The organism is Acetobacterium paludosum (assembly GCF_008086595.1).
Lineage (GTDB): Bacteria > Bacillota > Clostridia > Eubacteriales > Eubacteriaceae > Acetobacterium > Acetobacterium paludosum.
This window is the reverse complement of the sequence record NZ_RXYA01000010.1, coordinates 118,452-143,931: the sequence shown is the minus strand read 5'-3', so window position 1 is coordinate 143,931 and position 25,480 is coordinate 118,452. Positions and strand designations below refer to the sequence as shown.

Annotated in this window: 17 protein-coding genes, 1 pseudogene and 1 CRISPR repeat array (1 of these 19 running past the window's edge); of the genes and pseudogenes, 3 read left to right on the top strand and 15 right to left on the bottom strand. The window is 44.1% G+C overall.

Going from position 1 to position 25,480, the window contains the following annotated elements:
• Positions 1-438: 438 nt before the first annotated feature.
• The 7 genes and pseudogenes from FZC41_RS11440 to FZC41_RS11410 all read right to left on the bottom strand — a co-directional run.
• Positions 439-1,155 (bottom strand): annotated as a pseudogene (locus tag FZC41_RS11440) (amino acid ABC transporter ATP-binding protein); the annotation flags it as partial.
• Entirely contained in the window at positions 1,152-2,750 is a 1,599-nt protein-coding gene (locus FZC41_RS11435; RefSeq protein ID WP_148567542.1) for an ABC transporter substrate-binding protein/permease, read from the bottom strand. The gene FZC41_RS11435 and the pseudogene FZC41_RS11440, both read right to left, overlap by 4 nt.
• Before the next feature lie 206 nt (positions 2,751-2,956).
• Positions 2,957-3,166 carry a hypothetical protein gene (locus tag FZC41_RS11430; protein ID WP_148567541.1) on the bottom strand — a complete coding sequence of 70 codons (210 nt, stop codon included), beginning with the start codon at positions 3,164-3,166 and terminating at the stop codon, positions 2,957-2,959.
• A 42-nt stretch (positions 3,167-3,208) separates the two neighbouring features.
• The gene (locus tag FZC41_RS11425) at positions 3,209-5,419 is read right to left on the bottom strand and encodes an NHLP bacteriocin export ABC transporter permease/ATPase subunit (RefSeq protein WP_148567540.1); all 2,211 of its coding nucleotides are present in this window, start codon (positions 5,417-5,419) and stop codon (positions 3,209-3,211) included.
• A 14-nt stretch (positions 5,420-5,433) separates the two neighbouring features.
• Entirely contained in the window at positions 5,434-7,575 is a 2,142-nt protein-coding gene (locus tag FZC41_RS11420) for an NHLP family bacteriocin export ABC transporter peptidase/permease/ATPase subunit (protein ID WP_311135824.1), read from the bottom strand.
• A 52-nt stretch (positions 7,576-7,627) separates the two neighbouring features.
• Positions 7,628-8,110 (bottom strand): hypothetical protein, encoded by a 483-nt coding sequence (locus FZC41_RS11415; protein ID WP_148567538.1) that lies wholly within the window; start codon positions 8,108-8,110, stop codon positions 7,628-7,630.
• 279 nt (positions 8,111-8,389) lie between these two features.
• The gene (locus tag FZC41_RS11410; protein ID WP_148567537.1) at positions 8,390-8,707 is read right to left on the bottom strand and encodes a hypothetical protein; all 318 of its coding nucleotides are present in this window, start codon (positions 8,705-8,707) and stop codon (positions 8,390-8,392) included.
• Positions 8,708-9,057: 350 nt separating this feature from the next.
• On the opposite strand from FZC41_RS11410, the gene FZC41_RS11405 reads away from it, so the two are divergent.
• Positions 9,058-11,634 carry a winged helix-turn-helix domain-containing protein gene (locus tag FZC41_RS11405; protein ID WP_148567536.1) on the top strand — a complete coding sequence of 859 codons (2,577 nt, stop codon included), beginning with the start codon at positions 9,058-9,060 and terminating at the stop codon, positions 11,632-11,634.
• Positions 11,635-11,701: 67 nt separating this feature from the next.
• Here FZC41_RS11405 and FZC41_RS11400 read toward each other — a convergent pair whose 3' ends face one another.
• The 7 genes from FZC41_RS11400 to FZC41_RS11370 all read right to left on the bottom strand — a co-directional run bounded on the left by FZC41_RS11400 (position 11,702) and on the right by FZC41_RS11370 (position 20,307).
• Entirely contained in the window at positions 11,702-12,289 is a 588-nt protein-coding gene (locus FZC41_RS11400) for a class I SAM-dependent methyltransferase (RefSeq protein ID WP_148567535.1), read from the bottom strand.
• A gap of 165 nt (positions 12,290-12,454) precedes the next feature.
• Positions 12,455-13,942 (bottom strand): glycerol kinase GlpK, encoded by a 1,488-nt coding sequence (glpK, locus tag FZC41_RS11395; RefSeq protein ID WP_148567534.1) that lies wholly within the window; start codon positions 13,940-13,942, stop codon positions 12,455-12,457.
• A gap of 16 nt (positions 13,943-13,958) precedes the next feature.
• Entirely contained in the window at positions 13,959-15,512 is a 1,554-nt protein-coding gene (locus FZC41_RS11390) for an amidohydrolase (RefSeq protein WP_243136708.1), read from the bottom strand.
• Positions 15,513-15,848: 336 nt separating this feature from the next.
• Entirely contained in the window at positions 15,849-16,490 is a 642-nt protein-coding gene (dhaL, locus tag FZC41_RS11385; protein ID WP_148567533.1) for a dihydroxyacetone kinase subunit DhaL, read from the bottom strand.
• A 125-nt stretch (positions 16,491-16,615) separates the two neighbouring features.
• Complete coding sequence (locus FZC41_RS11380) at positions 16,616-17,623, bottom strand: dihydroxyacetone kinase subunit DhaK (RefSeq protein ID WP_148567532.1); 1,008 nt, start codon at positions 17,621-17,623, stop codon at positions 16,616-16,618.
• A gap of 147 nt (positions 17,624-17,770) precedes the next feature.
• The gene (gene dhaM, locus FZC41_RS11375; protein ID WP_148567531.1) at positions 17,771-18,166 is read right to left on the bottom strand and encodes a dihydroxyacetone kinase phosphoryl donor subunit DhaM; all 396 of its coding nucleotides are present in this window, start codon (positions 18,164-18,166) and stop codon (positions 17,771-17,773) included.
• 116 nt (positions 18,167-18,282) lie between these two features.
• On the bottom strand, positions 18,283-20,307 hold the full coding sequence (locus FZC41_RS11370) for a sigma 54-interacting transcriptional regulator (protein ID WP_148567530.1): 2,025 nt from the start codon (positions 20,305-20,307) through the stop codon (positions 18,283-18,285).
• 193 nt (positions 20,308-20,500) lie between these two features.
• On the opposite strand from FZC41_RS11370, the gene FZC41_RS11365 reads away from it, so the two are divergent.
• On the top strand, positions 20,501-20,950 hold the full coding sequence (locus FZC41_RS11365) for an RpiB/LacA/LacB family sugar-phosphate isomerase (protein WP_148567529.1): 450 nt from the start codon (positions 20,501-20,503) through the stop codon (positions 20,948-20,950).
• Between the two features lie 7 nt (positions 20,951-20,957).
• Complete coding sequence (locus FZC41_RS11360) at positions 20,958-21,731, top strand: triose-phosphate isomerase family protein (RefSeq protein ID WP_148567528.1); 774 nt, start codon at positions 20,958-20,960, stop codon at positions 21,729-21,731.
• Positions 21,732-21,778: 47 nt separating this feature from the next.
• Here the strand turns inward: FZC41_RS11360 and FZC41_RS11355 are convergent, their stop codons facing one another.
• A complete protein-coding gene (locus tag FZC41_RS11355; RefSeq protein ID WP_170253963.1) occupies positions 21,779-22,372 on the bottom strand; it encodes a glycerol-3-phosphate responsive antiterminator in 594 nt (197 codons plus the stop codon).
• A gap of 351 nt (positions 22,373-22,723) precedes the next feature.
• Positions 22,724-25,480: direct repeats of the CRISPR family, unit length 33 nt; unit sequence GTTTCAATCCACACGCCCCATGCGGAGCGCGAC (it continues 742 nt past the right edge of the window).

Sequence of the window (25,480 nt, the reverse complement as noted above, 5' to 3'; positions counted from 1 at the left end):
TTTTTTTACCAGTTCATCAATACTTAATTTGGTCCAGTATTAAAAACTGGGAATGGACTTGGAGAACCTTTTTTATTAAATTATGATTGTTACCGTATTTCGGCCTTCCCTATTTTCAGTCGACATTTTTTTTGCATAGGTATTAATAATGGCAAGCGATATTGTGTTTTCCTCCGCCTTTAGCAAATCATAAACTTCTCCATCAAAACTTGCCTGAATGGTAACCTCGCCGTTTAAATCCGAATACTCAACCAACAGGGAAACAACCGCTCTGGGAAATGCCTGAAGCAGAATGCCTAAAAGAATTTCCTCACAGACCAGCTGCACATTCATAATCTGGCGTTCGGTGAACATCTGCTTTTTAAGGAATTCCTCAATTTTAGCATTAAGTTCATACAGGTCAAACCCTCTTCCCGCTGCTTCATATTCAAACGCGAAAATTTTCTTTATAAATGCGCGGGTCTTTATTTTTTGAGGATGGTCGAAAATCTGCTCCGGTGATCCCTCTTCATAAATGCCCTTTTCATCCATATAAAAAACGCGGCTTGATACATCCCTGGCAAATTTCATCTCATGGGTGACAATCATCATGGTTAAACCATTAGAAGCCAGCTTGCGGATAACTCCCAGAACCTCACTGACCATGGTCGGATCCAGAGCCGAGGTTGGTTCGTCAAACAAGACGATTTCAGGTTTCATGGCCAGCGTTCTGGCAATGGCGGCACGCTGCTTCTGCCCACCAGATAGTTCATCAGGGAAAGCATAGACTTTTGATTTTAGTCCGACCATTTCCAAAAAACGCATTCCTTCCTCATAAGCCTGTTGTTTCGGAATTTTTAAAAGATTAACCGGACCCAGCATGAGATTTTCAATAATCATCAGATGAGAAAATAAGTTAAATGATTGAAACACCATGCCCATTTTCTGACGCAAACCAGACACATCAGCATTTTTAGCCAGAATATTCTGTCCGTCAACGGATATTTCGCCCGTTGTCGGTGTTTCAAGTAGGTTGATACACCGTAAAAACGTTGATTTTCCACAGCCCGATGGACCAATGATGGAGATGACTTCGCCCTCTTTTATCTCCGTGTTGATATTTTCCAGCACACTTAACTCGCCGAAGCTCTTTGACAAACCCTTGATCGTTATCATTTTACCACCTCCATTGCGCGCGCTTCAGGATCAACAATCCCTTTGACTATCCGTTTTCGACGTTTGGGATCAACCTGAACTTCAATTTTTCCCAGTACAATAATAAACAGATAGGTGATCACAAAATAGATAAAAGCTGTCACAAACAGCGGGAAAAAGGCATCAAAAGTACGACTTCTGATGATATCCGTCATTTTGGTCAAATCCTGGATGGCAATATAACCCACCACCGAGGTCATTTTTACCATGCTGATAAATTCTCCCTTGAAAATGGGCAGAATATGCCTTAGCGCCTGAGGTAATGTCACCTTAAAAAAGCTAGATACCTTTGTAAAACCCAGGGCATAAGCTGCCTCAAGCTGTCCCTTGTCAGTTGCGTCGATGGCTGTTCTGAATATCTCCGCCGAATAAGCAGCAAAGTTAATGGAAAAACCAACCACCGCAATCAGCACCGGATCAATGTCTACCGAAGCAAATAGAATATAATACAAGATCATTAATGTTAAAACAATGGGAACCCCCTGAATCAGGCGGATATAAACAATGGCGATCCCGGATAAAAGCCGTGATCGGGACTTTCGCATGGCACAAATCAATGCCCCCAATATACTGCCGAATACAAGTGACAATAGTGAAATAACAATCGTCGTCCAAAGGCCATCCAAAACCAGCTTGTACCGATCTTCGACGATAAATGTTTTATTAAAGCTGTTTTGAAGGGACCCGAAAAACGAACCAATCCCCGTTTGGTTTTCGTTGGTCGTAACGGTTCCGTCCGCGTTTTCAACCACGCCATTGTACATAGTCTTTCGCACCAATACGCTGTTATGAAGCACCACGTAGGCATCACTATAAAGAACTTCCTGTCCCCGTTCATCGGTTTTAAAGAAATCGGATATAATGATATCACCTTTGCCACTTTGCAGTGCTGGGATCATAGCCGCATAATCCATCGTGACAATTTCAAAATCAATATTGGCATAATTGGCAAACCGTTTCATAAACTCAATGTCATAGCCGGTAAGCTGCCCATTTTCGTAATAATTCATGGGTTCCGTCATGCCATTGGTAATGATTGTCAACTTCTTTTCCGGATTCTGGGGTTTGGGAATATCCGGCATTTTCCCACCGATGTTATCGATCCAACGGGTCACCATTTCATCGGCGGTACCATCCTCATGAATCTGTTTTATAAAAGCATTGATCTGATCATTCAACCCTGTATTATTCAACCCCACCACGGTGGCAATTTCAATATTACCCAGTTCCTCGGGCAGCTTGATCAGATCCGGATTACTGAGAAGAATGCGGTCCACCCCGGAGCTATCATAAATTACCGCCGTGGCCTTGCCGCTTTTGAGGGCTGCCACGCCGTCAATAAATTGGGTGAAATAAGAGATTTCCGCATTGGGCATATACTCTTTGGCCACTTCTTCCGGGGGTGTTCCTTCGGGAACACCAATAATATAGCCAGCCTGATTCAAATCACTGGCACTACTGATTTTCGCTTCATCTGCTGCGGAACAACCGCAGATTAGAAACACAACAGTCATACACATCAGTAGTGCGTAAATGCTTAAAGCACCTTTTCTCATCAATGTCCTCCAACACTTTCCTATTTTCCAATTTCTGTTTGTTTTTCGTTTTTTCTGCTCTATGATGATTATCACATCTTAATAGCCTGAATCAACTCTGATTCAGGCTTTATTCTGAAGTAGATAACACAAATATCCACTTAACCGCTGCTAACCTGGCATTTCTTCGATTTTATGAAGAGTCACCCTAAACCTTATTGATTAGATTAAGAAAAATTTGCCGCTGTGTTGATTCCTTTGCCAAATTCACAGGTGTCACATGGCCGCTTTAATGCCGACTCATATGGGCACTCATGATTACAGGTTGCCACATTATCATTAACATCATCTTCTGAAAAAAGGGTCATGCCTCCAGCTGCACCTTCCAGCTCCTCATCTGTAAGTTCTAGTCCTTTTGTTTTTAATTCTTTGCTCATTTTTTTCTCCTTTAATATTTTTTTTTTTAAAAAAACGACTCTTTAATAAACGGTTGTAACCTCCACAAATGCCGTATCGTCCAGACGTTGTCGGGAAACCAGCTCGGCCAGATAGCCGTCTTTCGCAATCAATTCTTCATAATTGCCGTCTTCGATGATTTTTCCCCTGTCCAGCACAATGATCCGGTCACATTGCCGAATTGTCGAAAGACGATGGGCAATGACAATCCGTGTACTTTTGAGCTTTTCAAGAGATTGCGATACATGTTTCTGGGTGATATTATCCAGTGCACTGGTAGCCTCGTCGAACATGATGATTTTCGGCTTCGAAGCCACCGCCCGGGCAATCATGAGCCGCTGTTTCTGCCCGCCTGAAATGCTTCCCGATCCTTCAGAAATGATGGTGTGCATGCCCATCGGCATATCCCGGATATCATCCGCAATGCCGGCAAGCTCGGCCGCCTCCCAGGCATCTTCCATCGTCAGCCATGGCGCTGTTACCACAATGTTTCCAAATATATCGCCCTGCATCAGCTTGCCGTTTTGCAGAACAACGCCGATATTGCGACGCAACGATTTCAGATCAACCGTCGTTAAATCTTTATTATCGTAATAAACGGCCCCTTTTATCGGTGTCTCAAATCCCAGCAGCAGGCGCAGCAGCGTTGATTTACCACAACCCGTCTGCCCGACAATCGCTATATACTGTCCCGGCCTGATTTTCAGGGAAAGATTATCAATGATCAGGGGCATATCTTCCTGATAACGAAATGAAACGTTTGACAGTTCAATATTTCCTTTTACCTTCGTCACCATTTTTTTCCCGACCGCCGCTTCCGGCTCTGTTTCAAGAAGCGGCAAAGCCATCTCGAGGGTGGGTTTAATGCCTGCAATCGTGGTGACAATACCAAAAAGTGAAGCAAAAGAACCACTCACCATGCCGTAAGATGCATTGAACGCCATATACCCCGCCACTCCAACACTTGTCTGAACCGCATAAAAGTATATTGCAATCATTCCTATCATGTTGATGGCAGTCGACAGAACGCTGCTGTACTTTAATAATGCCGGAGGATCATAAATGATCCGCGCGATTTCAGAATAGGCATTCGCCCATTTTCCAAACGCCCGCTTTTCCGAACCCGTCAGTCGGATTTTTTGGATTCCAGAAATGAGCGCATACTGCATACCACTCTGCTTTGCGGAAAGTCCCATACTCATTCGGGTTCGTTTCATGCTCACCAGCGTCGTCCCAAGCGTAATAATGCTTGAGCACACAATAACCGACAGTGCCGGTATAACCAGCCCCGGCGCATAAGCGAAAATCTGGGTGATATAGACCAGTGAAAACAGCGACGTCAGACCCACAGACAAGATGGTTTGCTGAAGTTTATTGCAGAGGTTATTAATGTATTCAACACGGCTTCCCAACTCACCAGCCGAATAATCCTTGAAAAAAACCGCCGGCATCATCAGCACCCGCATCATCGCCGCTGACTGAACCGAAACATTGATTTTGGTATTAATTCGCGATTGAATCAGCGAATTGGTTATTCCGATCAGGAGCTGGCTGACGACCACGCCTGTATAAAACAGAGCAATCGGAAGAATCAGACCCACTTCACCGCTGGGAATGACCTGATTGAAAATCAGAAAGTTGATATAAGGCAACAGCATCCCCATCAGCGTCATCATCAGGGTGGACAGCAATACCGCCACCACATCCATGACCGACAGCGTCCTGAATGTATAAAGCAACAAATCGGAAATTTTCAATTTCTTCATCGGGAACGGTTTATAAAAACAGATGGCTTCATCAGCAAGCTTTTTTACATTCTTTTTCGTGACTTTGACGCGCTTACCGATTTGGAAATCAAAATAGGAATAGCCACTGAATTTACCGGGAATCAGGGCTACAATTTCACCTTCCGTTGTTTCCCCGAGTAAAGCCCCAATCCCATCCCGATACCATCCTTCACTGAGCTTGATGCTGCGTCGCATGAACCCATGGGGTCGCATATGGTATTCAAGTTTTTCATTGAGGTTGGGAAAGGATTCCTCGGTTTCCTCCATCTTAATGGCGTAGTAGGCCAGAATTTCAGAAATTGCATCGTTGACTCGTCGATCGTCAGCAGCAAATTCAGTCAGAATTGACCTGCCCATTACTACTGAAGACATATTGGCAAAAGCCTCTTCAAACTGATCATTATCATTTTTCAGTCGTTCCTTGATTTGGTCGTCAAACCAGCCCATGTTGTCGCTCCTCTCTATTCATTGGATACCAGTTTTGCATAGTAGCCATTCTGTGCCATCAGCGTATCATGACTTCCGCGTTCTACCACCAATCCTTTATCCAGCACAAGTATCTCATCGCAGTCGCGAATGGTGGAAAGACGGTGAGCCACAATGATCTGGGTAATTCCCCGATCCCGGATGGCTCGGGTGACCTTGAATTCAGTTTTCGCATCCAGTGCGCTGGTCGCTTCATCCATAATGATAATCGTAGGATCCTGAGCGAGTACTCGGGCTATTTCCAGACGCTGGCGCTGTCCTCCTGAAAAATTTCGTCCGCCTTCCATCACGCGGTACTGATAACCGCCTTCACGCTGCATGATATCCTCATGCAGCTGGGCATCGTTAGCCGCCATAATCATCTCGAAATCTTCGATAGTACTGTCCCACATTTTTATATTATTGGCAATGGTATCCTCGAAGAGAATGATTTCCTGATCGACAACTGCAACGGAACCGGTAAACGTCTCCCGACGGATGGCATCCAGCGGTTTTCCGTCAAAATGTATTTCTCCGCTCCAGGGGGCATAAAGGCCGGAAATCAGTTTGGTCAAGGTCGATTTTCCGCAGCCGGTTGCTCCCACAAAAGCAACACTGCTGCCCTGATCGATGGTTAGGCTGAAATCTTTGATAATAGGTTCTGAAAGTTTGGAGTAGCCAAAGGTCATATTTCTGATCTCAATAGCACCTGAGAGTTTGTTATAGCCTGATCCTGCATCATCCGTTTTCTTCGGACTTTCAGAAAGGAGCCGATCCACCGGATATTTCAGCACATCTTCAATGCGTTCCATATTGCTCCGCATTTCCTGCATCGACTGACCGGTTGAAATAAATTTGTTCGCCGGCAGCATAAAGGAACTCATAAAGCCCTGAAAGGCCATCATCATTCCGACGGTAAAGCTGCCCTGCATAATAAAGAAAACCCCGAGCATCAAAATCAGAATATTGGCTAGCGCAGAGACCAGACTCGGCACCGTGCCCAAAAACTGATTCAGCCGAATAAATCGCACCATCTGCGTATTCACACTGGCATGATAACCCGCCCATTTTTCAAAATAACCATTTTCAGCACCGCTTGCCTTAATCGTTTCAATCATTTCAATTCCCGAAATCGTGGCGGCGGAAAGCTTGCCGGCATCACGCATCTGAACCCGGGTGAGGTTGACACGCTTGTTTGAAATCATCCGTGCCACCACCATGTTTAAAATGATGGAAGTCATTCCCACGAGTGTCAGAATCAGACTGTAGCGGATCATGACCGTCAAATAAAAGATCAACATCGCAAAATTCAGAACCATCGGCGCAAACTGATTGATCAGCGATGAGGCAATTCCCTGATTGGTGCTGGCTCGTCCGACCACATCTCCTGCCATTCGCTGAGAGTAGAACTCCATTGGCAGACATAACAGATGCCACATAAAGGTGGCATTCGCGACAATGGCAAGTTTTCCCTCTATTTTAAGGTTGTACGCCGCACGGATTCCCTCCACAAGCAGCGTCACTGCCGTTAATCCCGACAGTGCCAGAATAAAGGGATAAAGCCAGTTCGGATTTTCACCAGTCAGAATCCGGTCCATAAAAACCCGAGAAAATGCCGGCGTAATAATCCCGATAATCGAGCTGATCAACGTGGTCACCACCACAAAGACAAAGGCCTCCTCCGAACCCCGGAGCCGTTCTCGGGTAAAATTCCAGATTGATCTTGGCTTTCCACCCGTTTCAAACGCCGCGGTCGGCTCAAACATTAAACAGACTCCGGTAAACGCCTTGTCAAATTCATCCATGGCGACGCGGGTATTGCCGCGTCCCGGATCGTTGATATAAGCGAAGCCGCCTCTAAATCCGCACAACACAACGAAGTGGTTAAAATTCCAGTGAATGATGCAGGGAAATTGACCATCTTCCTTAAGCCCTTCCAGTTCAAAGCGATAGCCCTTGGCCGTCAACCCGTAGTTTCTTCCGGCTTTCAGCATATTCCGAGCATTGGAACCATCTCTTGAAACACCACAGTCAGACCGAACCCGTTCAAGCGGCAGCCATTTTCCATAATAAGCCAGTATCATCGCAAGACAAGCCGCGCCGCACTCTACTGCCTCCATCTGCATGACGACCGGCACCTTTTTAACGCTTTTCGTCTCCTGCTTTACTTTTGCAGCGATACCAATCACCTCAATTCAAGAGAAATGAAATCGGCTTGTCACGTTTAACCGTAATCGCCATTTCATACAAACCATCTGCAACATTCAATCCATTGACTTTAACGGGATAGTTCCAGTCTCCCGCCGCCAAACTTTCGGCCAGATAATCTTCATTGTATTTTGCCTTAAGCTCGGCTTCCGATATCGGCACCTGCGAAACCTCGGCAACCGTACCGGCTGAATCACCCAATTGTACCGTCATTCCTTCTTTCAGCGTTTCCGCCATTTCTTTATTGACATAACAAATACCCACATTATCCTGAACAAATCCCTTCACCGTCAAAGTTTCCGGCAATGCGCCGAACACCGACCAGATCAACGCTCCGGCCAGCAATACGACAATTGCCGACAGAACGATCCATACACTGGGGTTTGATACCCGAATATAATCCGTCAACTGCTCAGGTGATGAAATGCGCTCAAGACTTTTTTTTCTGAAAATTTTTTCGTTCATTTATGGGCTCCCATCATCCAACTTTTTTAATCAAAAAACTTCAGTATCCTTTTATCACTTAATAAAAATAAATTAAATCATCAGTAGCTCTTTTTCAATCCGTTATAAACCCGATCTGCCCGGATCCTAACATTAATTTTTTGCTACAGATCGGCTGCCTTCGCGCCAAAAAGGATGCCAGGTATTTTCACACCTGGCGTCTTCTTTGACTCTTTTCGATAAATTTCAATGGAATTTAATGCTTGCTGCCTTTCTGATGACAACGATTTGTTTATCCCTTTAATAATGCGTGACCGTTCCATTATTATAGGTTACAGTCTGACAGGAGTAGCAGGAAATCGCCCCATCAGTATGATTGACCAGGATGCTGCCACACTGGGGACAATGGTAAATAATCTCCGTCGGACTATTGCAAACGCTGCATCTCATATCGCCATAACTCGGCGGCCATTCCGCACAAGCTCCGCAAGATGGATTGGTGCAACGATGCCATATATAGGTTGGACTGGGGATTTTACCAAACTGCAGATAGCCTCCGCCGGTTACTTCTTCCAAATCCGCTTCGCTCAATTCCATTATTTTTTCTTTTTCTATCATCTTAAAAACTCCTTCTTAATTAATTCTTACGCCTATTCATCAGTCTCTTGAAAGTCATGTGAAGTCTGCAATCATTTCAAATTCTATCATCGCTTTTTTTCTAGAATAATTGTAATACTTTATTTTAGCACCGGATTTCGCAATGATAAATCACACGCGTGTGAGTTTTTTTAAATAATCATTTATTTGTTTTATCATTCGGGTGATATTTTTATATGTTTTTCCCCTGAAATCATCTTTAAAATGCTTTTTTATCCACTGATGGGTGAAACCTGATCCTTTAAGAAACGCTTGATTCTATTGATTGAGATTGATATAATACAAATAACTGTTGAAAGGATTCTGTTATTGTGACTATAAATTATACAACTGATAAATTCATGTGCCCATCGTTACCTGAAATTTGCATCCCAAGACCTGAACTTTTTAATCTATATAACAAGGCAATGAAAACTTGTCTGGTGGCTGTCTGCGCACCTGCCGGCTATGGCAAAACCGTTTCAACGTTGCTTTGGGCCAGAGAATCCAAACGAAAATGCATATGGATTGTTCTGGATGAATACGACAATATACCTTCTTTGTTTTATAATCTTTTTTGTACTGGCATCTTCTCTACTCAGCCCAACAATAAATATATGAAGGAAGTGTTAAACAGTTATACTTTCAAATCCGCACCCATTGAACATACCATCCGTTTTCTATCTAAAATTGAGCAGGATGAACAATCTTACACTTTGATTTTTGATGACTTCGATACCATTACCAATCAAACGATTTTAGAATCATTTTCTTTCATACTTAAACGTTTGCCTCATTCATTTAATGTTGTGATTCTAAGCCGTGGCCATCTTTTTGAAAATTTAAATGAATTGATTGAAAATCGAAACAGCTTTATCATCACTTCGGAGTCGCTCGCTTTTTCATTGGCGGAAACCCATGGCTATTACCGTGCTTTAGGCCGCAACATCAATAATAGCGAGGCGCAGTTAATTCTTGAGATGACCGGCGGCTGGGCTGTCGGAATTCATACCCTTTTGCAAAATGATCCTATTGAGGATCTTAAAGACAGCGAACAGATTCTTTATGATTATCTCACAAAAAACATCTGGAATAAATGTAATGCCGAACTTCGGGAGTTCATGCTTCTTACCGCTGTAGCAGACGAATTGGATGCAGAATTATGCAGCATCCTGACCGACCGAAAGAAAGCAATCGTAATTTTCGAAAAACTCATCATTCAAAATGCATTCATTATTAAATCATCACCGGATAACTACCAATATCATCTTTTATTCTTAAACTTTCTTCGCTATAAACTGAAAGAACGTCCCGATGTCAATGTTCAAGAAATCAATCTGAAAATTGCTGATTTTTATTATAAACGTCGTGATTTCTTTACCGCCCTTGATTTTTATGTACGTTCTGAAAACATCGATGGTATTAATCGATCATTCTTTCAATTAAACACCAGCTTTATGGATTTCAGCGTGGAAGAATGGCTCAATCTTTTTACCACTTTAGTGAAGAATAGACTTTCTGAAGAAATTGTTCAAAATGATTTTTCACTGCTCCTCGAATATGCCTGGGCAAATTTTCTAAACGGAAATGCTCAATCAACTTTGTACTATATTGACCGAATCAACGCATACATTACTGTAAAAGAGAATCTGGAAACCATTTTTCAAAGTGATCTGATCGGCTCGATTGGCATTATCCGATTTGCCGATTTTCGACAAGGAATCTGCACCTATTCCAAAGATTTTTCAGAATGGGTGCGTTTTTTTCCCGAGAACCACTCGTTCAAAATGTACACTCCCTCTATCACACAGAATTTTCCAATCATGCATCGCTCGATCTGCGATTGTCTGGAAATCCTTTCTGATATGGATAATCAATTACAGATCATAAAAGATGCATTCAGTATTTTTTTTCCACAGGAAATCGACCTTTTCTGTTATTGCGTTAAAGCAGGACTTTACTATGAACTGAATGAAATTGAAAAAGCATATCAAACAATTGGACTCGCTCAAAATATTGTAAAAAAAGATACTCGCTTCGAAATGCAATTCTGTCTGTCCATGCTCCTATCCCATATATTAAATGCGATGGAAAACAAACGAGAATCTGAAAATATTCGACTAAACTTCCGCCTGCGAATTCAAAACGAAAATGCACCTTTTCTGTATCCTAATTTTCTCGCAATTGATGTCAAACACCGTCTATGGGATGCCGACAGAAAAGCAGCTAACATGTGGCTTGAAGAACCATATATCTCCACTGAAGAACCCCTTCGATTTTATAGGCTTTATCAGTATTTTACCACCGCACGCGCTTATATTGTGCTGTCAAAATCCAGTGAGGCCTTGGCACTGCTGGAAAATCTAAAAAAAATCAGCACCGATTATCGTCGTCCCCTTGATATCGCTGAAACTGGTGTATTAAAAGCGATTCTGGAATGGGCAATCGGGTCCAGAACAGAAGCCATCCAATTACTTGAAACAGTTTTGATTGACCTCCAGCCTTATCAAGCCATCCGCATTGTCAGTGATGAAGGTGCTTCTGTTCTCCCTATATTGAAAAAGCTAAGCACACAAATAGACTCTTCTGATTCCATCGGACCGCTTAATCCACATTATCTCAAACAAGTCTATTTGTGTGCCTATCAAGTTTCAAAAAAACACCGAGGCATTACTGCTCTTTTCAATGAAAAATCCATTAAACTTTCAAAACAGCAAAAAACTATTTTGTCTTTATTGGCAAAAGGGTACAATAATATCGAAATTGTGGAGCTAACCGGAAGAACGATCAACACCGTCAAGTCACATACAAAGATGCTGTATTTAAAACTAGATGTCCACAACGCTGCGGATGCGGTTCTAAAAGCCAAACAATTAGGACTTCTTGAATCATCAGTTCAAAACTTTTGAACTATCCTACTCAGAAAAAACAACAGCAACTTTCATTGCTGTTGTTATCATTCATCTGTTTATTATTTTACAATTTTATTCCAGAAATAATATATAATTCATCACCATCTGCTCGAATATCAATATCAAAGAGTGTATTAAAGTGTTTTGATTCAGTCACTGCATCATTTAATGAAGATGTCATTTTCCTGACTCGCTCCTCAGAACGCCTGGCATTAAAGCTGTCCTTGCTTTCGCTATGGGCAATCATAAAACGTCCCCCGGAATTCAGGCAAGCAGAAAGTTGCCGCGCAAACTCATCCTTATCAGCAAAATGAGGATAAGCATTGTAGACAATGGCAAAATCAAAGCCAGTCTGATTATACTGATAAAAATTCGCATCTTTAAATTTGACTTTCGACTGTTTGAAATTTTTTCGTGCCTGTCTAATCATCAATTCCGATAAATCAATCGCAATGATCTCCGCTGGTTCATAATTCAATAAATGCGGTATTAAGATACCAGTACCTGTTGCAATATCCAGGATACGGCTATTATCTTTTATATTCGCCAATCCCAGAATCGTAGATATTTTTTCGGAATTATGACGACATAAAATATCCCATTGATATGCAACATTACCAAAATACGCGTTAGTCGGTTGACAATTATTCATTTGAACACTCCTTACATTTATCTTATCTATTTTTGTTATAATACCCAAAAATAGTGTTGATAAGCACCAGGAATAAACTAAATGATAAATTTTATTGGTATAATTTCAGTCTCAGACAATCTACCTTTTCGATAAATTTTCAGTATTTCCGAGTCATTTGAACGCTTATTTCAACCAGCCCGCCGAACGTTCGACTGCTTTATCCCAGAATCCGCACAGTTCCTGTCTTTTTGAATCACTTATCTGTGGCTCAAAACGCTTTTCGACTTTCCAGAACTCGTTGATTTCTTCAAAGCTGTCCCAATATCCGACCGCCAGACCGGCCGCATAAACAGCCCCAAGGGTCGTGGTTTCGGTAATGATCGGCCGCTCTACCGGAATTCCTAAAATATCCGCCTGAAACTGGAGCATGAAATTGCTTTTCGAACCGCCGCCGTCAGCTTTCAGTTTTGTCAGGCTGAATCCTGATTTCTTCTCCATTACTTTGAAAGCATCTTTTACCTGAAAAGCCATCGATTCCAATGCCGCCCGGGCGATATGCTGTTTAGTGGTTCCTCTGGATATTCCCATAATGGTGCCGCGGGCATAAGAATCATAATAAGGTGCTCCCAGCCCCACAAACGCCGGAACAAAGTATACTCCCAAACTATCCTCCACCTGAAGGGCCAATTTTTCAGCATCCCCGGCGTTGTCAATGATGTTCAGCCCATCCCGAAGCCACTGAATAACGGCTCCTGAAACATCGGCCATTCCTTCCAGACCATAGTCCGTCCGGCCTTTTGCACTCCAAAGAACCGGAGAGAAAATACCATCTGAAGGCGGCACATATACATCCCCGGTATTCATGACCATAAAAGAGCCCGTGCCATAAGTGTTTTTTGCCATTCCTTTTTCAAGACAGCCCTGCCCAAAAGCAGCTGCCTGCTGATCCCCCAGAATTCCGGCCACCGGTATCTCTGCACCAAAGAAAACAGCGGGATCCGTCATACCGTAAACCTCGCTGGAGGTTCTCAGCTCAGGCAGTATTTCTTTGGGAATCTGCAACTCATCCAGAATCCATTCATCATAATCCAAAGTTCGGGCGTTTTGCAGCAGGGTGACGGAAGCATTGGAGTAATCCGTCACATGAGCACGGCCTCCCGTGAGTTTCCATACCAGCCAGCTATCAATGGTGCCATAGAGAAGCTCGCCGTTATCCACGCCTTCCTTCACCTTTTGATCATTATCCAATAGCCAGCGGATTTTTGTCGCGGCATCATTTGGTAAAATGACCATCCCGGTTCGATCAACAATTCCCGCTCCGTCTTTTGCTTCCAATGCTTCACAAATATCAAGGGTTCGTCGATCCTGCCAGACAATGGCACGGCAAACCGGCTGACTTGTTTTCTTATCCCAAAACAGCGTTGTCTCACGCTGGTTGGTGATCCCGATCGCTTCAATATCCGTCGGTTTGACAGCGCCATTTTTCAAGGCTTCTGCCACCATTTTAATAGTCACATCCCAGATTTCACCGGCATCATGCTCAACCCACCCGGACTGGGGAAAATGCTGGGTAAATTCCGAATAAGCCTGGGCAATAATATTCACCGCCTTATCGAAAATCATTACCTTTACACCGGTGGTGCCTTCATCAATTCCTAAGATATACTTCATCTTTCTCCTCCATATTTTATTTTTGATAGACAATATTTCCTTGATAAATGGTCATTTCAATAGAAATATCTTTTATATTTCGGGGTAACACTTCCAATGGATTATGAGACAATACGGTGATATCCCCTGCTTTTCCAGGGCTCAAAGACCCGCGTATTTTTTCCTCTTTGGCAGTATAGGCCCCGTCAATGGTGAATAAGCGCAGTGCCTGAAACGGGCTTATGGCATTCTGAACATAGGGGGGATTAACAGCTGCATGAATGCCCAGCACCGGATTGATCGGAGTGACATTCGAATCCGAGCCGCCGTTGACAATAAGCCCCGCCTCCAGAAATTCCGGGATGGGATAGGCCCGACGGTTTCGTTTTGCTCCAACGCGATCTGCATAAACGCTGTCCGGGCCGCCCCGCAAATAGGTGAAGGCCGGTTGGGTGGAAACAACCGCCCCCAAATCCGCCGCCCGCTGAATATCCCGTTGATCCGGAAAGCCAAAATGTTCGAGCCGGAAGCGATGATCCGCGATGGGATACCGGTTCAACGCCTTTTCCAGACAATCGAGAACTTGGGTGATGCCCCGCTGTCCAATGACGTGGAATCCGGTTTGCAGATTGTTTTTATGGGCCGCAACAATATAATCAATAATCCATTCATCGCTATAATATAGCTCACCTTTGGTGCTGGAATCATCGCAATACGGTTCCTCAAAAGCCGCCGTTCGGGAGCCAATGGAGCCATCCAACAACATATCGGTACCAATGACGCCGAGGCCTTTTTCAATGACCTCTTCAATTTTCGTGCTGCACCAGTGCAGCACAACATGCACCGGCAAACGGTCCATTAATTCCAGGAACACCGGAATATCCTCATCCGAAGATAGATCTCCGCCTTCCATCGCATGGATCGTGGTCACTCCGGCTTTCACCGCTATCTCCGCCGTGTACCGGATCGCCGTTTCTCGCTGTTCGCTTGTCATTTTGTCAAAAAAGAATTTTCGGGCATGGCTGTTCGCCTTGCTCTGCAGCCTCCCGATGACGTTCCCCTCTTGGTCTTTAATAAGCCCTTCTTCTGTTCCCAGAAACCCCATGGCTTCCATGGCAGCCGTATTGACCTGGGTATAATGCAGTCCCCGATCGGCCAGATAGATCGGACGCTCTTTAAACCGAGTATCCAGTTCCTGAGCGGTCGGCGGTCTTTTCTCCAGCAATCGGGACTCATCAAGACCATAGCCGTAAATCCATTCCTCCGGGTCGGATGTTTGCTCTTCAGCCAGTGTTTTCAATATCTCTGCAATGGATCGACAGTGGTATAAATCAATGCCGATCGCGGATAAACCGGTGTTCATCATATGAACATGACAGTCGTGAAGTCCTGGTAAAAAGGTCTTCCCCTGAAGATCAATTATCTTTGCATTTTCTTTTTCCGCCATCATTTTTATGGCTTCGGTGTTTCCGATTTCTTCGATTTTTCCGTTTTTAATATAAATTCCCTGACAGTTGGGATTCTTCTCATCCATGGTAATGCCGATTCCATTAATGAGGGCAAGCTTGTTTTCGATCGTTTTTCTTTTCAATGTATTTCCTTTCTCTATACAAAAAAATCCGCATCATACCAAGGGCACACTCCCGGAAATCCCAGTGCGGCGTACCCACAGTATCATACGGACATCTCTTAACCTCTTGCCCTGTGTTATTCTCTTGTAATGGTTTACTTCTTTTTCATTCTATTCCTTTATCTCAAAATTGTCAAGGCTATCGCCTCAGCATTTTCAATAAACTATAAGGTTGCAGATAAGCCGCTACCGGAGACAAATACTATCAGGATTGTCTCCGATACTTACTTTGACGCTTTATCTACAGTCTACGCCGTTGATCACGGATTTTTCTAAATCCCGCTCTCATTAAATTCTTTACGGCATATTGTTATAAAAAATTGCCAGAATTGCGGTACTCGAAGCAGAACCTGGATCACGGTGACCGATTGCCCGTTCACCCAGTCTCATGGCCCGTCCTTTTTTGGCGATAATAGGAATCGTCGAGTCCGAACCGGCTGAGCCGACTGCGGCTGCTTTTTTCATCGCCTCTTTAGGCTCCAGTTTTTCATCAACATAAGCGGCCTTTAGTGCATCCACAGCCGGTCGCAGTGTATCAACCATCGTTTTATCACCCACTTTGGCTTTTCCGCGCTTTTCGATAATGGCAACACCGGTTTCCATCATCTCGATGAATTCATCAAAAGTCACTTCTTCTTTTCCTTTTACAGGCAAGCCGAATTTCATAAAAAATCCGCCGTACAATGGTCCGGAAGCACCGCCAACCTTATCCAGCAAGGCCGTTCCGACATTCTTAAACAGGGTGCTGATGTCTTCTGCTTTCCAACTATCCAAATTTTTGGTTACTTCACGAAAGCCAATACTCAAATTCATCCCATGATCACCATCGCCAATGGCAGAATCCAATTCTGAAAAATAGTCTTTCTTTTCTTCAGCCAAAACGGCAAGGTCTTCAATGACCTTGATAAAATAGTCTTTGTTTAGTATATATTCACTCATCATTCTCTCCTGACAATGGATTAAAGGGCAGACAGAAAACTGCCTGCCCGGTTTTGTTATTAAGCTGTTTATTTTTTTCGATTCGAACGGTTTATTCAAGTTTAGACTAATGGCAAAAAAAGTGATTAAACCTGGGTGAAATATGGAGCATCACAGGGATAATCCAGTAGTTCTTTCAGTTCATCATCCAATCTGACCAGCGTTACCGACATGCCCGCCATATCCATCGACGAAGCGAAAGAGCCGACTAATGATTTGTAAATTGTGATTCCTTTTTCTTCCAGAATCTGGGCAACACGTCTAAAACAAATATGCAAATCGAGAATTGGCGTAGCGCCTAAGCTGTTGACAAGGACATATACTTCATCACCTTTAGCAAAGGGAAGATCTGCTAAAATCGGTTCCATAATTTGATCAACTACTCGATCTGCCGGTTCAATTTTTCCACGTCGTACGCCTGGCTCGCCATGAATCCCCATGCCGATTTCCATATCGCCGTCTTCCATTTCAAAAATCGGGCCTCCTTTGGAAGGCAGGGTCGCCGATGACATGGCCACACCCATGGTGCGGGTGACACTGTTGCATTTCTGAGCCGCCGCTACAACTTCATCCAAATCTGCACCCATATCGGCTTTTGCGCTGGCACTTTTGAAAACAAAAAACATACCGGCAATACCGCGACGGTCTTCAATATTTTCGGAGGAAATAACATCGTCTGTTACGGTAACCGTTTCAACCCGGATGCCGTCTTCCTCATCGGCTTTTTCCGCACCCATGTCAAAGTTCATGACATCTCCAGCATAGTTGCCGTAAAGATAAATACATCCTTTTCCGGTATTGACTGCTTTTGCTGTTGCATAGCATGGGTCTGGAGAAGGTGATGTATTGATATTGCCGATAACGGCAGCATCTGCAAAACCTTTTCCAACATAACCAAGAAATAATGGTTCATGTCCGGATCCGCCACCGATGATAACGCCCACTTTGTCTTTTTTCTTAGCAGTCTTGCTGAGAACCACGCGACCCTGAGCTTCACCTTCAGTGATCAATGTCACATAATCTTTGTGTGCAAGGACGTATCCCTCCAACATTTCTTCTACAACATCATAGGGATCATTGATTAATCGTTTCATTTTATCCTCCTAAAATATATATTTTGTATACGTTTTCTAAAAAGAGCAAGAACCATGCCAATATAGAATCCTCAGAATAAGCCATTCAAAGCTTATCTTGATTTCAGACATGGGTTGTTTTTACCCAAGCGGGTGAAAATTCCCCAATTAGCATACTTTTTTCATCCTTGCACTTTCACTGCAAGTTGCTAAAATCTCGTCCAGATCATTGCAGATTGTCGCCTGGACAACACCGCCAATAACGCCTTCAACTAACGGAGAATCCACGATATGAACTTTTTCCTGAATCGCATCATCGACAAGATCAATGGCCGCCTCGCTGCTCATAACCGAGCTTCCCAGATCAACGAAAATAAGAATATGCTCACGGTCTGCCAATGCCTCAATTGCGGCTTTAATCTTCAGCGTATTGGTGCCAATACGTCCTCCGTCAGCGCCGCCGGCAGCAATGATCTCGACGCTGCCATCATTCATTTCCATCGCAATGTCTCTCAGACCTTCTGCCAGTTTTTCACTGTGGGATACAATAATCACGCCCGTCATTATTCATCCTCCTTTTTAAAGTGCATTTACCAGAAGTATCTGTCAGGCTTCTCAACAGCCCGACCCTCTACAATAGGTATACGTTATCATATAGCAATTATCATGCCAAACTAAGCTCATTTCAAGTCATACTTTTTCGCTTTTGCAGATATGGTCTTGTGATCCAATCCCAAAGCCAAACCTGCCTGCCTGAAACTTCCATGTTTTTTTAAGGCCAATCCGATCAGTTCCCGTTCCATTTCTTCAAGTGTGGGGAGATTATCCCCATCCAATGCAAACGGACGGTTGTTTTTCTTTTTATCATTCACTTCATCCCTTAAATGATTAGGCAGATCGTCAATGGAAATCCACTCATTATTCGATAATGTCATTCCCCGCTCGATAATATTTTCAAGTTCTCTGACATTTCCGGGAAAGCGGTATTGTTCTAATGCCATCAATGCACTTTTCTTAATGGTACAATTCGGCAAATCATACTTTTTGCTTATTTTCTCGGTAAAATGCTCCACCAGAACTGGAATATCGCCTTTTCTCTGCCACAAAGGCGGAAGCATAACGGTTATCACATTTAATCGATAATACAGGTCCCGGCGGAAATCCCCCTCCTCCATCATTTTTTCAAGCGGGCTGTTGGTCGCAGCAATCACCCGAATATTAATTTTAATAGGTTCGATGCCACCGATTCTCTCGATTTCCTGTTCCTGCAGCACTCTTAACAGCTTGGCCTGCATGGCTTTATCCATATCGCCAATTTCGTCCAGAAAAATCGTTCCGCCACTCGCTATTTCTAATTTTCCCCGTTTCTCTTTATAGGCTCCGGTGAATGCTCCTTTTTCATAACCAAAAAGCTCACTTTCCAAAAGATTTGAGGGGATGGCCGCACAATTCATTCCGACAAAAGGTTTTTTGTTTCTTGAACTGCCCCGATGGATGGCTCTCGCCACCAGTTCTTTACCGGTGCCGCTTTCCCCCCGAATCAGGACCGCTGCATCAGTTCGGGCCGCTTTTGACGCCACCGTCAGGCTCTCCATCAAGGCCCCGCTTTTACCAACAATATTGTTAAAGGAGGGATTAAGGCTCTCTTTCTTATCAAGCTCATCCTGAAGAAAGCGCGTCTTTTCCGACAGCAGTTCAATCCGGTCTGCCAGCTTGGCAATTTCCGTCAGCTCTTTCGCCACGACAACATTTCCGGTAAATTTGGATTCAATCACAATCGGCCGGGCATGCATAATAAATTCCCGTCCGCCCTTCGTAACGATGATGATCTCATCTTTGCCCATGAAAAAATCATCTCGAAATTTTTCTTCCGGAAACAAATCCTGTATTTTTCGAGACAAAACCTGGATTCCTTCTTTTTTAAACATTCTCACAAAAGGAAGATTCACATAAGTAATCTCCCGGTTTCGATTGATCATGCAGATGCCATCGTCAACCGTTTCCAGAATCGTGTTGAACTTTTCCTTCAACTCTTTAACACTATGAAGTTCCCAGGATAATTCTTCTATCTGTGAAATATCCTGAAACACCACGACGCCGCCAACAACCTCCTCATCGACAATAATGGGACTCTTGTTCGTTATTACCCATTTTTTACCGATTTTATGTTTTAAACCAAGTTTTTCTTTTTTTGTATTTAACAGATCCTTTAAATTGAAATTGGGAACCCATTCGTCTCCTTTTTTTCCAATAATATCGCTCGCCTTTATTCCGGTGATTTCTTCTGCCGCTTTATTGAAAATATTGATGCTGCCATTACTGTCCATTGCGATGAGGCCGTTGTTGATACTTTCAAATATTTTTTCACTGGCCAGTGTGTTTTCCTGGAGAATTGTATCGACTGCCTCCGTTTCAGGAATTTCAAGTTCTGATATCTGTCTGATAAAATCGGCCAGCCCGAAAACCGCTTCCTCACTTCCGTTCTCATCGGTGTACACCTCAACCATCTCGCCATTTTTCAATTTCAAAGATACCAGCGGCAGGACACTATTGCAGGGAACACCTGAATGAGAATTCAGGCGCCTCAGATAAAGCTGGCAGTTCCACATTTTTTCGATTTTTTGAGACTGCCTGACAACCATCGCGGCAACCCTGGTATGAAGTCCGTTTTTATTCGTGATTTTTACCCGTTGGCTTTTTTCCATATCCCCTCCATTGTCTCTTTATCCATGCAAATATTGAGCTAGCGGTTTCTATTGATCAATCAATTTTCTTTCGAATTTCCAACTTGACCCCAACCCCTGCATTCTTTACAAAACAACATATCTATGCCATAATATTACCGTATCGTTTGATAGAATACCTTAAACAAAATCAATCATTCTAAGGAGGATAATTATGCGAATTGCTGTAGATTGTGATGATGCGGCCATCGATTTTAAAAATCAGATTTTCAATTATTTAAAAACGGCTGGCTATGATATCACTGATTTAGAATATTCTTCAACTCACGATTGTGATTACCCGGAGATTGCCTTTAACCTGGCTGAAGCGATCAGCAATCATAAATTTGATCGCGGATTTTTGTTCTGTGGAACCGGTTTGGGCGTAGCTATGATGGCAAACAAAGTGCCCGGGGTTTTCGCCGGCACCTGTCATGATGTCTATTCTGCGGAACGGCTTGCAAAAAGCAATGACGCCAATGTACTGACCATGGGCGCTCGTGTCATTGGCGTTGAACATGCCAAAATGGTTGCAGAAGCATGGTTAAAAAGCGAATTCCAGGGCGGTGGATCAACACAAAAAGTTGAAAAAATGAGAACCCTGGAAAAAACGCATATGAAATAGAGGCGTTATGAAAAAATTTTTATTAGGTTCCAACTGGAAAATGAATAAAACAACGGCTGAAGGTCTCGCTTACACATCCGAATTGATGGCGACGATCAAGAACTATCCCCAGATCGATTTCTTCATTATCCCGCCTTTTACGCATCTCTGGAAAATGAAGGAGCTCATGGTTGCTGAAAATACCGCTCTGAAATTGGGCGCGCAGAATATGCACTATGAGGATTTCGGACAGTTCACCGGACAAATTTCACCGGTGATGCTCAAAGAAATCGGTATCGATATTGCCCTACTCGGTCACAACGATTGCCGGCAGCATCTTTATGAAACGGATGAATCGGTCAATTTAAAAACGCTGGCCGCATTAAATTTCGGTTTTACCCCGCTCATCTGCATCGGTGAAAAGCGGGAGGACAAAAACTACGGCGTTTCCAAAGAAATGCTGGCCAAACAATTGAAGATCGCCCTGAAGAATGTGCCTTCCGATGCCATCGGAAAATTCTGGGTAGCCTATGAACCCGTCTGGGCAATCGGCGACAGCGGAACGCCTCCCGAAGCTTCTTATGTCGAGGAAATCCATAATCATCTGAGAAATATTATGATTGAACTTTATGGCGAGTTGGGAGCAGACATACCGCTTCTTTATGGCGGCAGCGTCAATATCGATAACGCCAAACCTTATGCGCTTCTTGAAAATGTGGACGGTTTGTTTTTCACCCGAAGCGCCTGGCCCGTCAGCCGCTTCGAAGCGATCATGGCTGCCGTTGCTGAGATACTGAACTAAACCAGTTTTTTAATTCTTAGTTTGGATGACAATATTTGATATTTTTTTTAAGCACTGAAGTTCCACAATTCAGGATTGCTACTTGCAACTGAAGTGGCGCCAATGCGAACGGCATTTAAGATTTGCTCTTCTGTTGTCATCAATCCACCCAGCATAATGGGTGCCGTTGTTTCCCCGGCAATCGCCTTAATAATCTGCTCCGGAATCGTCCCTGGCATCAGAATGACACCATCCGGGTCACATTCTTTGATGTTCATCAAACCGGAACGATAAGCATCTGAATCGATGATAAAAAAACCGAATGCCGCAAGCATTCCGGCATCTTTAATATATTTTATACAGGGGGATTTCATCGTAATCACGCAATCTACTCCGCAATTGCCCATATACTGAATCCCCATCTTATCTCTGGCAATTCCCTTGATGGAATCTTGATGAACCATCACACGTTTGCCTGATTGATGAATAAGCTTAACCAGCCGCGGCAGCGTATTGACATCCCCTAATTTCAACATAATCCAGCCAACACTCGTTTCTTCCATCGCATAAAGCAATTCTTTTCTCTGATGGACCGATGGAATAACCGGGTGGGATTTTAGTAGTTTTTGAAAGTCTTCTTTACCAGAATTTTTCTTTTTCAAAATTTTTCCTTTCTTTGACATGAAAAAAGTCCGCATCATACAAAGGGCGCAATCCCGAAAATTCCGGTCCGGCGTAACGGCAGTATTATACGAACATCTCTTAAACTCTTGCCCTGTGTTATTCTATTGTAATGGTTTACTTGTAGAGCCATTTTATTCTTTAATTTTAAAGTTGTCAAGAATAATAGCAATTAAAGAACAGCAAATCGGAGTTTTGACAAAGTGAAAAAATCAAATTCTAGCGACAATAGTGCTATCAGTTTTCTCCTCATATCTATATTTTTTTTATAAATTTGCGAAATATTATTCACGGAGATTATGCGAGTTGTTTCTATAGTATAAAGACAAGAAATTTCAATCCACACGCCCCATGCGGAGCGCGACCTGGCGGTACTGGATAAGGTGATCGAAGAGTTAGGTTTCAATCCACACGCCCCATGCGGAGCGCGACTTAGAGGATTTGCTTGAAAAATATCCAAATTTCGTGTTTCAATCCACACGCCCCATGCGGAGCGCGACGATCAACCCTGTAATATTGCCTATAAATCGGCAGGTTTCAATCCACACGCCCCATGCGGAGCGCGACCGAAATCAGATGGACGGGAGAGCCAATAAGAGCTGTTTCAATCCACACGCCCCATGCGGAGCGCGACCGGGGAGATCGCCTTGCATGATACTGAATTTTTTGTTTCAATCCACACGCCCCATGCGGAGCGCGACCCAAAAATATTATGTCCCATAAGAAATTTATGTAGTTTCAATCCACACGCCCCATGCGGAGCGCGACTCAGTATAAAATTCATCGCCGTCTTGTTTTCGTGTTTCAATCCACACGCCCCATGCGGAGCGCGACTATACAAGGCCTGCAAGAAAGCAGGGTTACCCATAGTTTCAATCCACACGCCCCATGCGGAGCGCGACATTGCTGCATCACGAAAGGCGTTAAACATCAACGTTTCAATCCACACGCCCCATGCGGAGCGCGACGATGGCGTTATTACTCCGATGGCAGATTTTGATAGTTTCAATCCACACGCCCCATGCGGAGCGCGACCTACAATGGAGGGGGAAGGTAAAACGTGGGAAGAGTTTCAATCCACACGCCCCATGCGGAGCGCGACCTACTAATGTAAATGACTCTTCCCACTTAGATGAGTTTCAATCCACACGCCCCATGCGGAGCGCGACGTATTCTAACTATGATTTAGATGTAGGCTTTTTGTTTCAATCCACACGCCCCATGCGGAGCGCGACTAGTAATGGTGTAACAGCTGGTACAACAGGTGAGTTTCAATCCACACGCCCCATGCGGAGCGCGACATGCAGGAATTGTTCTCATTGAATTACTGTCAGGTTTCAATCCACACGCCCCATGCGGAGCGCGACCTTATTATACCATCAGGTAATTTTGGGGATGAAAGTTTCAATCCACACGCCCCATGCGGAGCGCGACGGGCTACAGTTGATACCAAAACCTCAGTCACACGTTTCAATCCACACGCCCCATGCGGAGCGCGACATTAACTGAAATGCAAGCGCTATTGTTATATGTTGTTTCAATCCACACGCCCCATGCGGAGCGCGACAACTAGGAGGTATTAATAATGAGTTTCGCGGAGTTTCAATCCACACGCCCCATGCGGAGCGCGACGACGCCGTTACGAAAACTGAAAAAAGGCTCGATGGTTTCAATCCACACGCCCCATGCGGAGCGCGACAGGCAAAAATTTTATAATGAGAGGTAAAACTATGGTTTCAATCCACACGCCCCATGCGGAGCGCGACGTGAATATGATGGCAGAAAGAGTTTTTACAATAGTTTCAATCCACACGCCCCATGCGGAGCGCGACTACAATCTTTCTGTATTCATCAAGGTTAGTATTAGTTTCAATCCACACGCCCCATGCGGAGCGCGACAAAACGAACGTGAGGTAATGGAGTCTTTAGGAATGTTTCAATCCACACGCCCCATGCGGAGCGCGACACCTATCAAATAGAAGAAGAGTTTCTTACTATAAGTTTCAATCCACACGCCCCATGCGGAGCGCGACAGATACACAATCATTTACATGGACACCTCTACCAGTTTCAATCCACACGCCCCATGCGGAGCGCGACGAAAATGTGGGGAATTAGGTTATTGTGTTATAAGTTTCAATCCACACGCCCCATGCGGAGCGCGACTTGACACCTCCATCTCTGTTTTAGGTCTTCCTACTAGTTTCAATCCACACGCCCCATGCGGAGCGCGACGAGAACAGCCTAGTGATTTTATTGATATATGTAGTTTCAATCCACACGCCCCATGCGGAGCGCGACATAACATCAATGATTGGGTAGCAGGTCTTAATAGTTTCAATCCACACGCCCCATGCGGAGCGCGACGGGTGTAACTCAATAGGTTAGAGTACTGTTCTGATGTTTCAATCCACACGCCCCATGCGGAGCGCGACACAAACTTAACCATAATATACTATTTGTGTAGAGTTTCAATCCACACGCCCCATGCGGAGCGCGACTTCAGTGTATGGTTTCTTTCAAAATGGCGGTAAAGTTTCAATCCACACGCCCCATGCGGAGCGCGACGTTTGGTGGCATTCAACACAGTAACCTATTTTAGTTTCAATCCACACGCCCCATGCGGAGCGCGACGACACCTCCACCTCTGTTTTAGGTCTTCCTACTAGTTTCAATCCACACGCCCCATGCGGAGCGCGACAGTACGAAATGGGAAGTTCAACAGGCATGGGATGTTTCAATCCACACGCCCCATGCGGAGCGCGACTTGACAACAATATTCATATTTCTACCATGAGCAGTTTCAATCCACACGCCCCATGCGGAGCGCGACCGACAAATCCTTGTGGTTGATATATCTCATTAAGTTTCAATCCACACGCCCCATGCGGAGCGCGACCACGAGATGAAGCAAGCAGAATTGTATCAGCGGTGTTTCAATCCACACGCCCCATGCGGAGCGCGACAAACGATGGTGGAGCAACCAAAGTTTTATTATAGTTTCAATCCACACGCCCCATGCGGAGCGCGACAACAACAAACAATAAGTAACCTATGTAATGTCACGTTTCAATCCACACGCCCCATGC